At 37.9% G+C, this 12,449-nt stretch carries 17 protein-coding genes; 4 read left to right on the top strand and 13 right to left on the bottom strand.

Annotation, left to right across the window (positions count from 1 at the left end):
* Window positions 1-13: 13 nt before the first annotated feature.
* A complete protein-coding gene (locus tag ASC42_RS07925; RefSeq protein ID WP_055441304.1) occupies window positions 14-1,429 on the bottom strand; it encodes an alanine/glycine:cation symporter family protein in 1,416 nt (471 codons plus the stop codon).
* A 157-nt stretch (window positions 1,430-1,586) separates the two neighbouring features.
* On the opposite strand from ASC42_RS07925, the gene ASC42_RS07920 reads away from it, so the two are divergent.
* Entirely contained in the window at window positions 1,587-2,927 is a 1,341-nt protein-coding gene (locus ASC42_RS07920; protein ID WP_055441303.1) for an MATE family efflux transporter, read from the top strand.
* Between the two features lie 27 nt (window positions 2,928-2,954).
* Here ASC42_RS07920 and ASC42_RS13710 read toward each other — a convergent pair whose 3' ends face one another.
* From ASC42_RS13710 to ASC42_RS07910, 4 genes are all read right to left on the bottom strand, one after another.
* The gene (locus ASC42_RS13710; protein ID WP_003398685.1) at window positions 2,955-3,068 is read right to left on the bottom strand and encodes a YjcZ family sporulation protein; all 114 of its coding nucleotides are present in this window, start codon (window positions 3,066-3,068) and stop codon (window positions 2,955-2,957) included.
* A gap of 26 nt (window positions 3,069-3,094) precedes the next feature.
* A complete protein-coding gene (locus ASC42_RS13705) occupies window positions 3,095-3,199 on the bottom strand; it encodes a YjcZ family sporulation protein (RefSeq protein WP_021094060.1) in 105 nt (34 codons plus the stop codon).
* A gap of 105 nt (window positions 3,200-3,304) precedes the next feature.
* Entirely contained in the window at window positions 3,305-4,204 is a 900-nt protein-coding gene (gene rarD, locus ASC42_RS07915; RefSeq protein WP_055441302.1) for an EamA family transporter RarD, read from the bottom strand.
* Window positions 4,205-4,225: 21 nt separating this feature from the next.
* Window positions 4,226-5,104, bottom strand: a complete 879-nt coding sequence (locus ASC42_RS07910) for a cation diffusion facilitator family transporter (protein ID WP_055441301.1) — start codon at window positions 5,102-5,104, stop codon at window positions 4,226-4,228.
* 226 nt (window positions 5,105-5,330) lie between these two features.
* Here ASC42_RS07910 and ASC42_RS07905 point away from each other — a divergent pair, with 226 nt between their 5' ends.
* Both ASC42_RS07905 and ASC42_RS07900 read left to right on the top strand, forming a co-directional pair.
* Window positions 5,331-6,641 (top strand): Na+/H+ antiporter family protein, encoded by a 1,311-nt coding sequence (locus ASC42_RS07905; protein ID WP_055441300.1) that lies wholly within the window; start codon window positions 5,331-5,333, stop codon window positions 6,639-6,641.
* A 78-nt stretch (window positions 6,642-6,719) separates the two neighbouring features.
* Entirely contained in the window at window positions 6,720-7,052 is a 333-nt protein-coding gene (locus ASC42_RS07900; RefSeq protein ID WP_055441299.1) for a hypothetical protein, read from the top strand.
* A 2-nt stretch (window positions 7,053-7,054) separates the two neighbouring features.
* On the opposite strand, the gene ASC42_RS07895 is transcribed toward ASC42_RS07900, so the two are convergent.
* From ASC42_RS07895 to ASC42_RS07885, 3 genes are all read right to left on the bottom strand, one after another.
* On the bottom strand, window positions 7,055-7,858 hold the full coding sequence (locus ASC42_RS07895) for a M15 family metallopeptidase (protein WP_055441298.1): 804 nt from the start codon (window positions 7,856-7,858) through the stop codon (window positions 7,055-7,057).
* 74 nt (window positions 7,859-7,932) lie between these two features.
* Entirely contained in the window at window positions 7,933-8,637 is a 705-nt protein-coding gene (gene deoD, locus ASC42_RS07890; protein WP_055441297.1) for a purine-nucleoside phosphorylase, read from the bottom strand.
* A gap of 105 nt (window positions 8,638-8,742) precedes the next feature.
* Window positions 8,743-9,105, bottom strand: a complete 363-nt coding sequence (locus tag ASC42_RS07885) for a hypothetical protein (protein WP_055441296.1) — start codon at window positions 9,103-9,105, stop codon at window positions 8,743-8,745.
* Between the two features lie 81 nt (window positions 9,106-9,186).
* On the opposite strand from ASC42_RS07885, the gene ASC42_RS14355 reads away from it, so the two are divergent.
* Window positions 9,187-9,312: a hypothetical protein gene (locus ASC42_RS14355; protein WP_280790529.1), complete on the top strand. Its 126-nt coding sequence runs from the start codon at window positions 9,187-9,189 to the stop codon at window positions 9,310-9,312.
* Between the two features lie 101 nt (window positions 9,313-9,413).
* Here ASC42_RS14355 and ASC42_RS07880 read toward each other — a convergent pair whose 3' ends face one another.
* The 5 genes from ASC42_RS07880 to bioB form a co-directional block, all read right to left on the bottom strand.
* Complete coding sequence (locus tag ASC42_RS07880; protein ID WP_052009637.1) at window positions 9,414-9,764, bottom strand: hypothetical protein; 351 nt, start codon at window positions 9,762-9,764, stop codon at window positions 9,414-9,416.
* Window positions 9,765-9,872: 108 nt separating this feature from the next.
* Window positions 9,873-10,643 (bottom strand): sporulation protein, encoded by a 771-nt coding sequence (locus ASC42_RS07875; protein ID WP_055441295.1) that lies wholly within the window; start codon window positions 10,641-10,643, stop codon window positions 9,873-9,875.
* Between the two features lie 97 nt (window positions 10,644-10,740).
* Complete coding sequence (locus ASC42_RS13700) at window positions 10,741-10,914, bottom strand: YozD family protein (protein ID WP_069201725.1); 174 nt, start codon at window positions 10,912-10,914, stop codon at window positions 10,741-10,743.
* A gap of 232 nt (window positions 10,915-11,146) precedes the next feature.
* Window positions 11,147-11,341 carry a hypothetical protein gene (locus tag ASC42_RS07870; RefSeq protein ID WP_032101791.1) on the bottom strand — a complete coding sequence of 65 codons (195 nt, stop codon included), beginning with the start codon at window positions 11,339-11,341 and terminating at the stop codon, window positions 11,147-11,149.
* An 81-nt stretch (window positions 11,342-11,422) separates the two neighbouring features.
* Entirely contained in the window at window positions 11,423-12,415 is a 993-nt protein-coding gene (gene bioB, locus ASC42_RS07865; protein WP_055441329.1) for a biotin synthase BioB, read from the bottom strand.
* Window positions 12,416-12,449 lie beyond the last annotated feature (34 nt).

The raw sequence follows: 12,449 nt of genomic DNA, 5'->3' as shown, positions 1-12,449 counted from the left end.
TGCAGCCTCATTTTTACGCTTCTTTTTTCCAATTCATTTGTTCTTCTTTCCAACATTCTACTTCATGATCTACACCGATATTCCGCGCGTAAAATACAGGATTTTTTCCTTGTTTTCGTTGCAACATATAGTCTTGTAATGCAGCAAAGGCAACTCGGCCGAGCAAGAAAATCGAAATTAAATTCACAATCACCATAAATGCCATAAATAAATCAGCTAAGTCCCACACGATTTGAATGCTCGATACAGAACCCCAAACGACCATTCCTAATACAGCAAGACGATACATCAGCAACGACATTTTGCTTGAACGAATAAATTCAATATTTGTTTCACCATAATAGTAGTTTCCGATAATTGAGCTGTATGCGAATAAAAATACACTTACTGCAACAAATCCTTTTGCCCACTCACCAATATGTGTGCTTAACGCTGTTTGCGTTAAAGTAATTCCATCGAGCCCTTCTTTCATGTAATCGCCTGATAATAAAATCATAAACGCCGTGGCACTACACACAACTAATGTATCAACAAATACACCTAACGTTTGAATTAACCCTTGTTTTACAGGATGAGAAACTTCTGCTGTCGCTGCAGCGTTTGGCGCACTACCCATTCCTGCCTCATTCGAGAATAATCCACGTTTAATTCCCATCATGATTGCTGCACCGAATCCGCCACCAACTGCCTGTTCGATACCAAATGCGTTTTTAAAAATTAAAGCAAAGACCGCTGGTAATTCGGTGATATTTGTAAGTACAACATAAAACGCAATTAATAAGTATAAACCAGCCATCACTGGTACAATAATCGATGATGCTTTCGCCACGCGATGCACACCACCAAAAATAATAAATGCGGTCAAAATTGTAAGTACAACACCAATCACTGTCCGGTCCATTTGAAAAGCATGTTCAAATGCGAATGTAATTGTATTTGCTTGGACAGAGTTAAATACAAGACCAAATGAAAACGTAATTAAGATAGCAAATAATACACCTAACCAACGTTTTTTCAACCCTTGCTCAATGTAATATGCCGGACCACCGCGATAACTTTTTCCATCTTTAACCTTATAAATTTGGGCAAGCGTGCTCTCTACAAAACTTGATGCACCGCCAATTAAAGCGATTAACCACATCCAAAATACCGCACCAGGTCCGCCCACAGAAATGGCTAACGCTACACCGGCTAAGTTACCTGTTCCAACGCGAGACGCTGTACTCATAAAAAACGCTTGTAACGAAGAAATCCCACCTGTTTTCTCCGGTCCTTCTGTAATGACACGGAACATTTCTCCGAAATAACGAAATTGAACAAATTTTGTACGGAATGTAAAGTACAAACCGAAGATAATTAAAAGAGCGATAAGAACATACGACCATAATATGTTGTTTAAAAATGATACAGCCGTTTGTAATAATTCCATATTCGTCACCTCACCTAATGTTCTAATAAATAAAAAAACGACTTTTTTAATGTAACAAAACTTAACATGAAAAGCAAGAGGGTTATCTATGAATATATAAAAATGGTGTGTTATAATATCGTTTGTCCACATTTTTTGCATGCATTTGGAGGAACCCATGAAAGAAACATATACGTTAAAAGAGAAAATAAAACAATTTTTACATATACTATTTCCGATTTTTCTCACACAAATAAGCTTATATATGATGAACTTTTTTGATGTGACGATGACTGGGAAATATAGTGCTGTTGATTTAGCAGGTGTAGCCATTGGCTCAAACATTTGGGTTGCTATATTTACGGGAATTGGGGGGATCTTAACGGGTCTAACCCCAATCGTTTCTCAATCGTTTGGCGCGAAAGAACACAAACATATTTCTAAAGTAGTTGAGCAGGCAGTATACGTAGCGATCGTCTTTGCCTGCTTTGTGTTGACAATTATTTATTTTCTTGTTCCTGTTTTATTGGAAAACATGTATATTGAGAGCAGTGTGCAAACCGTTGCCTATCAATATTTACAAGCACTATGTATTGGCATTGTTCCAATTTTTATTTATTACGTTCTCCGATCCTTTATGGATGCTCTCGGTCAAACAAAAGTTACAATGACGTTAACGCTATGTTCGTTGCCATTAAACATTTTATTGAATAATATATTTATTTTCGGACGATGGGGTGTACCTGCATTCGGTGGAGTAGGAGCAGGATACGCTACAAGCATAACGTATTGGTGCTTATTGTTATGTGCATTTTTGCTCATTCGCTTTCGTAAACCTTTTTCCACATACAATATACTAAAAAAACTCAGTCCCATTTCGTTTTCTACTTGGAAACAATTAGTGTCGATCGGCACACCCATTGGACTGTCAATTTTTTTTGAGACAAGCATTTTTTCAGCTGTCACCTTGTTAATGAGTGAATTCGGAACAACGGCAATCGCTGCCCATCAAGCAGCGATGAATTTTGCTTCACTTTTATACATGATTCCATTGAGCATTTCTCTCACTTTAACGATTATTGTCGGCTTTGAAGTGGGAGCCAATCGCTTGGGGCATGCAAAACGTTATTGCATGGTTGGCATTACTTTCGCCGTAACAATGGCTATTGCTGCCTCTATCGTTCTATTGTTATTTCGTGAAACGATCGCTTCCCTATATACGAATGATAAACATGTGTTGCAATGGACGAAGCAATTTTTGTTATATGCCCTATTTTTCCAACTTTCCGATGCCATTGCCGCACCAATTCAAGGGGCATTACGGGGGTACAAAGATGTTCGATTTCCTTTTTTCATTGCGCTTGTATCTTATTGGTTAGTCGGCTTGCCGGTTGGATATGCACTAGCTCATTATACCGTTGCCGGACCGTTTGGATATTGGCTTGGTCTTATTATTGGCTTAGCTTCAGGTGCTAGTTTATTATTCATACGGCTACGTCAAAAATGGAAACATGCATAAAGGCAAGAGGGAAACCCCTCTTGCTCTTTAGCACCAAGCCGCACCAACGATAATAAGCAAGATAAAGAGTACAACGATGAGCACAAATGTTTTCCCGTATCCTGGATAACCATAGCCATAGCCACATCCATATCCGTACATAACATACTTCCCCCTTTATTGTTTAATTAATATCCCCAGCCACCAATATAAGCACTGCCAACAATGATTAACAAAATAAACAATACAACAATTAACGCAAAGCCACCGCCATGATGATGTCCTCCACTCATCTTTTGACACCTCCTTCTTGTACTAACAACCTATTCAACTACTAAGAAAAACGTTATAGTTTTTGAAAAAATGGGTAAAAAAACGTCTGTCACTTCGGACAGACGCTACATGTTTAATGACTTTTCTTTTCTTTTTTCCCAAGTACTAGAAATTGAAAATAAAATCAACGCAGTCCAAATGCAGCTAAATGCATATATATGAGCATTTGTAAACGGCTCATGAAATAAAAACACTCCTAGCAGTAAGCTTAATGTCGGTGAAATATATTGTAAAAATCCTAAAAGAGTTAGTGAAATATGTTGTGCCCCTTTAGCAAAATACAAAAGGGGCAATGCGGTTGCTGGTCCAGCCCCTATAAGTAATAGCATCGTTGTAAACAAAAAAGAAGCGTCGTGCAGTTGTCCAAACGAATGAATAATAAATATGAGCGCCAAAGGGGTCGCAAGCATCGTTTCAACAGTTAAGCCAATTGTTGCATCAACGGAAATAACCTTTTTCACAAGACTATACAATGAGAAGCTACATGCAAGCGAAAGCGCAATCCATGGAATTTTCCCATATTCAATCGTCATACCCACAACCCCAGAAGCTGCTAAAATAAGGGATACGATTTGCCATTTATAGAGGCGTTCTTTTAATACAACGACACCTAATAATACGTTTATCAACGGATTCATGTAATATCCTAAACTCGCTTCAACCATATGATCATGATTGACAGCCCATATGTAAATAAACCAATTCGTACTAATGAGCAATGATGCAGCAATTAAAGCTGTTACCCGCTTTTTTTCTTGCCATAACAATCGACATGTATGAAAAAATGCAAGTCCGCTTTTTTGAATAAGTAACAACGCAAGCATAAACAAAAAGGAAGCGACAATCCGATAAGATAAAATCTCTTCCGCTTTGATATGTTCTAACATTTTCCAATATAAAGGCAATATTCCCCACAATACATAAGCAAGCAATGCATAAATCGTTCCGAGTTTTTCATTTTCCATTTTGTAACTCCTTTCTTCATCTCACTCCCCATGAAAAACATGGTCTTGTGCATAAGGCTCAATATGCACATGGGCATAAACAACGCCATATTTTTGTTCAAGCAACCGCTCCACTTGATCAGCAATGTCATGACTTGTTACAACACTTAAATACGGAGCAACACAAATGGTAACATCTATCACCACTTCATTGCCGTACATCCGCCCTTTAATATCAACCACTTGTTTTACACCGTCAATACGCTCAATCTCCTGTTTATATCGCCTTAACATTTCATCATCAAAACCGTCCGTCAACGTATGGGACGCTTCCCTGAAAATATCCCATGCTGTCTTGCAAATCATAAATCCAATAACAAAAGCAGTAACTGGGTCAAGCCAACGCATATGTAATTGAGCGCCAACCACACCGACGACAGTTCCTACACTAACAAGCACGTCAGATAAATGATCTTTAGCTGCAGCAGCAAGTGCTTGACTATTTGTTACTAAAGCTAAACGTTTATTAAACATATATACAAAAAACATAAATATAGCTGAAGCACCTGCTGTCCATACCGCTATCCAATCTGGTTGAACATACTCTCTATCTTTCAATGTTTGCAATGCATTGATTAGCACATCAACACCAATAGACATCATAATAAACGCTGCAATTAAAGACGAAATATGTTCCGCACGCGAATGACCGTACGGATGGTTGTCATCGCGCGGTTTTTTCGCAATGAGCAATCCAATTAAAATAGCAATCGAACCAAGAATATCAGTAAAGTTATTCCATCCATCTGCTTTTAATGCTTCAGAATTTGACACATATCCAACGTACAACTTTGCTAAAGATAAAACAATATAAGCGCCAATACTGACCCATGCCCCTAATTCTGGTTTCATTTGCGTCATATATTCACCAACTTCTTGAACATTTTTGCGTTAACATTGTAACAAGCATATATTGTGTGGGTCTATAGCAACAAAATTGGTTTATTGAAGAACATTAGGGAAAATGCAATAACATTGCCTTTAACCAAATTTATTGTTGACGGCTGCTTGATAAATGTGATAGATTGTTTAGTGTTTCATCACTCTACCAATTTATCAAACTAAAGTATTTTGCGGAGGTCATATTATGAATGCTGTTGTCGTCTCAGTACTCGTCATGCTCATTCTTAGTTTAATGAGAACGAACGTTGTATTTTCATTACTAATCGCATCATTAGTAGGGGGATGGATCGGAAATCTTGGTCTTTCGAAAACGATTGAAGTATTTTCAGAAGGATTAGGAAATAGCGCGGAAGTCGCTTTAAGTTATGCATTGTTAGGTGGATTTGCGATCGCTATTTCCAAAACGGGATTACCGAACGCCATTGTTCATATCATTATAAAAATCGTCGGAAAACAAGGAGAAGGAAAAAGGGCACAATATTCCAAAGCGCTTGTTCTTCTGGTCATTTTATTAATGTCTTGTTTTTCACAAAACTTAATCCCAATCCATATTGCATTTATTCCTATTTTGATTCCACCACTTTTGCACGTCTTAAATGAATTGCAAGTGGATCGTCGGTTAGTAGCATCAATCATTACATTCGGCTTAATTACGCCTTATATGTGGCTACCTACCGGATTTGGAGCCATTTTTCATGACATTGTACAATCAAATATGGCTCAAGGTGGATTAGCCGTTGCAAAATCAGATATTCCAAAAGCGATGTTTTTACCTTCACTTGGAATGATCGTTGGTTTACTCTTTGCTTTTTTCACATATCGAAAACCGCGCACATATAAACAAGTAAAATTAGAAAGTGAAGGTACTCAATCGTTCCAACAACGCGGAGTGTGGTTTGCGATTATTGCTGTCATCATCGCTTTAACCGTACAACTTGCTCTCGATTCCATGATTTTTGGAGCATTTGCAGGAATCGTCGTCATTTATTTAAGCGGATGCATTCGTTTAGCAGAGAGCGATCGTCTATTAACAGAAGGTATGCGCATGATGGCGTTCATTGGGTTTGTGATGTTAAGCGCCTCAGGATTCGCCAATGTATTGAAACAAACTGGCCACATTGAGAAACTCGTTGAACAAGCCGCTTCACTTATTGGTCATAACGCAACGCTTGGCGCATTGCTTATGTTAATTGTCGGACTACTGATTACGATGGGAATTGGATCTTCGTTTTCTACTGTTCCGATTATCGCAACAATTTTCGTTCCACTCTGTATGAAGCTTGGGCTTAGCCCAATGGCAACCATTGCAATTATTGGTGCGGCTGGTGCACTTGGTGATGCTGGATCACCTGCCTCCGATAGCACGCTTGGTCCAACATCAGGCTTGAACGTTGACGGTCAACATCATCACATTTGGGATACATGTGTCCCAACATTTATTCATTACAACATTCCTGTCATTATTTTCGCATGGATTGCAGCGATTGTGTTATAAAAAGGGAGCCACTTTCACACAGTGGCTCTTTTTTGTCGAAAATTCACCGCACATTCCGACATTTTTTTTAAATAAAATATGTTAATGTATTGTAAAGTATATTTCAAAATTGTAAATATGCACGAAGGAGGAATGAGAACGATGATTTCGCAATTTATCGATCAAACAGAGGCAACGATCCTTCGCTTTTCATTGTCATTATTGAAAGAAATCGAATTAAAAATTATAAAAAAACAAATGATTTCACAACATCAAGCGATAAAATACGCCAAACAACAAATTGATTTATTTGTTAAACAAATGCATTTCCGTCAAGCACTAATCGCCGTGTATCGATCGGAATTATATATATACATTTCTAGAAAACTGGCCCTTGTATTCGAAAAATATCGCGTATTTAAATGTGTGTAAGCTTATATTTTCTTTACGATTTGAAAATATTCTTCCAACGTAATTTGTTTCTCATAAATGACTTTGGCCGCTTTTTTACCAACATAACGCAAATGCCAAGGTTCGTATTGATATTTCGTAATATGTTCCTTTCCTTTCGGATAGCGAATAATAAAACCAAATTCATGTGCATGTTGAGCTACCCATTTCCCCTCCCGTGTGTCACCAAATGTGGGGGTAATAGTATATTGAACACTCGGACTAGTAATATCGATCGCCAGTCCTGTCTGATGTTCACTTTTTCCGGGCATCGCAACGGCAACAACTGCTTTCTCTTCCCCTAATCGTTGAACTTCGGATGCGAATAGTTGTTGTTGCCGTTCATATGAACGATATCCTGACACAGCATATAACTCGATCTGTTGTTGTTTCGCTGCTGTAAACAGCTCTTCTAATGCCTTGGCAGCTTCCGAGCGCATATGACGTTTTTCGATATTCGTTTCTTTAAACGTAAACGGAACATTTGGAATGACTAAGTCAGTTGGCTTGTAGTCAGCTGGTAATTGCTGTTCTTTATTTACTAAAGCTAGCACATTATCTGGATTCATGATGACTTTTACCCCATTTTGTACTTCGATTTGATTCCAAAATCGTTCTTCAAGTACAAGCTCTTCTTGTTCCTTCGTTTCAGAAGATGGTATCGGTGTTTTAGAAGATGGCTCTTCAACTTGTACGGGGGGCTTAGACGGTTGTTGTTCTTGTTCAAGTGATCCAAATGATTGACATCCACTAACTATAATTAAACAGCAACATATCCATTTTTTCATTTTTCTCCCTCACGAATAGAAGAAAGCTCCGCGGAGTGCCTTCCGCAAGAGCTTTCATTTTTTATTGACGAATCTTATTGACGAATCGCTGTTTCAAGTGCGACTTCGATCATTTCATTGAATGTCGTTTGACGCTCTTCAGCCGTTGTTTCTTCCCCTGTTAAAATGTGATCGCTCACCGTTAGGACAGATAACGCTTTTCTACCAAACTTGGCAGCTAACGTGTAAAGCGCTGTCGTTTCCATTTCTACAGCGAGTACACCGTAACGTGCTAGTTTTTCAAATTGGGCATTTTCATTATAAAACATGTCAGCTGTAAATACACTACCAACTTTTAGTTGCAATCCTTTTTCTTTCCCAATTTCATATGCTGTTTTCAGCAAGTCGAAGTTAGCCGTTGGAGCATAATCAATTCCCCCGAACGTCATACGATTTATTTGTGAGTCTGTTGAAGATGCCATTGCTAAAATGACGTCTCGGACTTTTACATCTTTTTGAATCGCACCGCACGTTCCCACGCGAATTAATGTTTGAACGTTATAACTTTGCATCAATTCTGTAACATAGATAGAGATAGACGGAACTCCCATACCTGTCCCTTGAACAGAAATTCGATGTCCTTTATATGTACCTGTAAATCCTAACATACCACGAACTTGATTATAGCAAGTAGCTCCTTCCAAAAACGTCTCGGCAATATACTTTGCGCGAAGTGGGTCTCCTGGAAGTAAAATTTTATCCGCAATTTCATGTTCTTTTGCACCAATATGAACGCTCATATACATCCTCCTTTAACCTTTACCGTTGCATATATACTATACCACACTTGTATGTTTCGCTAAAGCTTTGTTTTTCATGTATAAAAAAAGAGGGGAGTCCCCTCGTTACGATATTTTCCGAAAATACTTTGGTTTTACATATAAAACTTTTTTATCTTCACTTACGACATATTTTTTCTTCGCTTGTTCGTAATGCTCGTATATTAAATAACAAACAACATAAATCGGTAACATTGCTTCCAAAGATGCCAAATAAATGAGGTAAAATGGATGTGCATTCGTTTCAAACATTCCACTAAATACATAGTAAGCGCTTGCAATAACAACATTAGTGATGCTAATGTTTGCAAAATGAAGCAAGAAAATTTTCTTCCTCTTTCCAATAAGCCTCTCTAATTCAAATTTAATAAACAATGAACAAAAAATCGCAATAATGCCGACAATCGAAGAAATGATGAACGCAAACATCGCTTTTCCCACCCCATATGTATATTTTTTACGATTTTGTCGATGTTAATGGATGTGACTACATGTAAAGGAGGACTACGATTGGGAAAAAAACATCGCAACCGCATCAATAGCCCGAAAAAAAACAATCACGTTCCAAAAGAGACGTTAATCGCTGAAGCTGAAGCACACGATAAAGAGTACAATGCTAATAAAAGAAAAAAATAATCCCCTTGCACGCACAAGGGGAATTTTTTATCATACCCTAACCTTGTGCTAATTGTCTATATACAATATAGCACAATTTTGTGAACATTTAAAGACATTTTTTAACGTACATGCATGCGATGAATGCGTTCCCATCCATCTGGACTTAAGCGGTAGAAAAATTGCCCAAATCTTCCTTCATCAATCATTAAAATGTCCCCCGTACCGACATAGCGTGCTTCATAATCTTTCGGTACTAAATCAGGAACGTTAAACATACGATAAACTTCAGCTAATACGTCATCATGATCTTCCCCATCGACCGTCAGTCGATACACTTGTCGATATCCCTTTGTTTGACCGAATTGCGGAGTTTGAAATAGCGTTACGTCGTAACATTGTGTGGATTTTAATATTTTTCCCATAAACATCCGAATCACTAACATCCACTCCCTTTCTTCTTTACGTAACATATTAGTGATTCGTTTTGTCGATTCCTTTTGCATTTTTTTACTATTTTTGTCGAATATATATCATCTTCCGACATTTCTACACAAAAAAGATTGGGAGCTCCCAATCTTTTAAGCATATCGTCGAATCAATGAAGCAAGATCTGTTTGTAACGTTTGAATATGCTGCTTATGAATGGTGACGCGGATAAATGTTTCATCTAGATCAAGAGCCTCTGCAAATAATCCAGCTAACCCGCGTGCACGTCGATCGACTTGGATAAGTAATTCGCATTCATCTAGTGCATGTGGGAAAAAGATGATTTCCACTTCATCAAGCTTTCCACGAAACTCACCTCTAACCGGTAAAAATTCAAATTCTTGAACAAATGGAAGCCGTTTACGGACATCATAAGCGGTCTCTTTGCACTCCGCTTCTTTTAAGCGAAACCCTAAGTTTTCCATCACTTGAAATACCGCATTCATGACTCTAGTTGGTTGAACACGAATATAATCTTCGTCTGTTGGATCGATCGCATTTTTTATGTCAAGTCCTGTGTGTAACCATACTCTCGTTCTTCCGACTGTAATGGGCGTATCAAGTGGAAGAGAAAAAGAAAACGGAAATTGTTTCTTTTCCCCGGCGTGAATAACAAAAGACTGAGCAATTTTCCACTTTTCAATGATTGCTTGTTTCGTTACTTTTCGATCATCTACCTCTTTTGTATATGTAGCACAAAGAGACAAATATATATCATCAATTTGTTGGTCTATATTTCCTCCTGTCACCTCCACAACTCCCGTGATGCGTTCACCAAGTGATAATTGTGACTCGTGTAACTTCGTATCCACCTTTGCTGCCCCGATACCAATACTTGCTAAAACTTTATTAAATAGTCCCATAAAACAACCTCCCATTATTTTTCATTCTATATGTTTTACGAATAAAAAAGAAAAATGTTTCAACTTTCAAATAAAAAACGACGGAACAACCGCCGTTTTATTCATCAATTATTTCTTCATCAATAATACATTTTTCGATCAAATAATCAAACATAATATCTGCCATTTCTTCAATTTCACGCTCTGTTGGGACAAAGCCTCGCCGAACAAGTTCATTGTAAAAGAACTCCGCAATTTCTTCCGTATCAATAACGACTTCAATTTCTTTCACAACATCGCCCCCTTTGTATTATGTTATGAAAAAATGATTCATTTATGTCATCCGTTTTTATGTATATTTGCTGCTATGTGCACATACGTTGAAAGTAAAAAGGAACGGAGGACAAGCTTATGGACGAACGAATTGATCAATGGATGGAAACGATCACGAATGCATTATTTTGCATCGTATTCTTTTTTTGTATTCCATATTTCATATATTTGTTATGGCAATGTATATAGCGTTATTCGCGTCGTTTCCGTTGAGTAAACTTTTTTAGTTGTCCAACGACTTGCTTCATCATCTGTTCATACCGTTCGTCACCAAACCATTCATACAACCATTTATAGTCGTTGTAAATATCTAATAAACCGTCAATAATCTCTTTTTCTTCTTGTTTTCGCCGCAATCGCTCATTTTCAAATTTTCGTGATATCACATGAACTTCACTCCAATGTTGAGCATCGTAATTAGTAATATTATATGTATAGATAAAAAAGCCGACACAACGTCGGCTTTTTTATCTCGCATAAGATGCTGGAGCAAAGTCGATTTTAAATCCTAAATCTTCGAGCATTTGAAAATCAGCGTGTTTTTCTTGTCCAGCAGTCGTTAAGTAATCACCAACAAAGATGGAGTTCGCAGCATACAAACCAAGTGGTTGCAGGCTGCGTAAATTTACTTCCCTGCCTCCAGAAATACGAATTTCTTTCGTAGGGTTAGTGTATCGAAATAATGCCAACACTTTTAAACAGTAGCGCGGATGTAATTCGTTTGTCCCCTCTAACGGCGTTCCATCAATCGCATGAAGAAAGTTTACAGGGATCGAATCCGCATCTAGCGCTTTTAAACTCCTCGCCATCGCAATTACATCTTGTTTTGTTTCTTTCATACCAATGATCACACCTGAACATGGGGACATCCCTACTTCCTTGACCGTTTCTACCGTACGTACCCGGTCATCGTATGTATGGGAAGTCGTAATGCGAGGATGATGTTCTTTAGATGTGTTAATGTTATGGTTATAGCGATCGACCCCCGCCTCCTTTAAGCGCAACGCTTGTTCTGGCTTTAATATTCCTAGACACGCACATACTTTTAAACCATACATTTCTTTAATTTCTTTCACTGCAGATGCAACAATATCAATTTCTTTATCGCTCGGACCTCTTCCACTTGCAACAATGCAGTATGTTCCTATTTTCGCTTCATACGCTCGCTTGGCTCCTTGTAAAATCGTATCTTTATTTACCATTTTATATGTCGGAACCGAAGCAGTTGATATAGAAGATTGGGAACAGTATCCACAATTTTCAGGGCATAATCCCGACTTTGCATTCATAATCATATTTAATTTCACTTTATTTCCGTAATACGTTTTCCGAATGCGATAAGCGCCTTGAAGTAATAGTAACAGCTCATCATCGGGGCAATTTAGTATAGCAAGTGCCTCATTGTCTGTAATTTCTCCCCCATCTAATACACGATCTGCTAACGATAACCAATCCATTATTCTCCCCCTTTTACTTCTAATTACCAATAATCGT

The sequence above is a fragment of the Anoxybacillus suryakundensis genome, assembly GCF_001418025.1.
GTDB classification, from domain to species: Bacteria; Bacillota; Bacilli; order Bacillales; family Anoxybacillaceae; genus Anoxybacillus; species Anoxybacillus tengchongensis.
The sequence above is the reverse complement of the archived record's forward strand: the minus strand, read 5'-3'. Positions and strand labels throughout refer to the sequence as shown.

Bases quoted from the DNA above. Each gene is read 5' to 3' on its own strand.
- ASC42_RS07905 (WP_055441300.1), top strand. From the start codon at position 5,331: ATGAATGCTGTTGTCGTCTCAGTACTCGTCATGCTCATTCTTAGTTTA.
- ASC42_RS07880 (WP_052009637.1), bottom strand. From the start codon at position 9,764: ATGTTACGTAAAGAAGAAAGGGAGTGGATGTTAGTGATTCGGATGTTT.
- ASC42_RS13710 (WP_003398685.1), bottom strand. From the start codon at position 3,068: ATGTACGGATATGGATGTGGCTATGGCTATGGTTATCCAGGATACGGG.
- ASC42_RS07875 (WP_055441295.1), bottom strand. From the start codon at position 10,643: ATGGGACTATTTAATAAAGTTTTAGCAAGTATTGGTATCGGGGCAGCA.
- ASC42_RS07925 (WP_055441304.1), bottom strand. From the start codon at position 1,429: ATGGAATTATTACAAACGGCTGTATCATTTTTAAACAACATATTATGG.
- ASC42_RS07920 (WP_055441303.1), top strand. From the start codon at position 1,587: ATGAAAGAAACATATACGTTAAAAGAGAAAATAAAACAATTTTTACAT.
- ASC42_RS07910 (WP_055441301.1), bottom strand. From the start codon at position 5,104: ATGACGCAAATGAAACCAGAATTAGGGGCATGGGTCAGTATTGGCGCT.
- ASC42_RS07900 (WP_055441299.1), top strand. From the start codon at position 6,720: ATGTTAATGTATTGTAAAGTATATTTCAAAATTGTAAATATGCACGAA.
- rarD (WP_055441302.1), bottom strand. From the start codon at position 4,204: ATGGAAAATGAAAAACTCGGAACGATTTATGCATTGCTTGCTTATGTA.
- ASC42_RS07895 (WP_055441298.1), bottom strand. From the start codon at position 7,858: ATGAAAAAATGGATATGTTGCTGTTTAATTATAGTTAGTGGATGTCAA.
- ASC42_RS13705 (WP_021094060.1), bottom strand. From the start codon at position 3,199: ATGAGTGGAGGACATCATCATGGCGGTGGCTTTGCGTTAATTGTTGTA.
- deoD (WP_055441297.1), bottom strand. From the start codon at position 8,637: ATGAGCGTTCATATTGGTGCAAAAGAACATGAAATTGCGGATAAAATT.
- ASC42_RS07885 (WP_055441296.1), bottom strand. From the start codon at position 9,105: ATGTTTGCGTTCATCATTTCTTCGATTGTCGGCATTATTGCGATTTTT.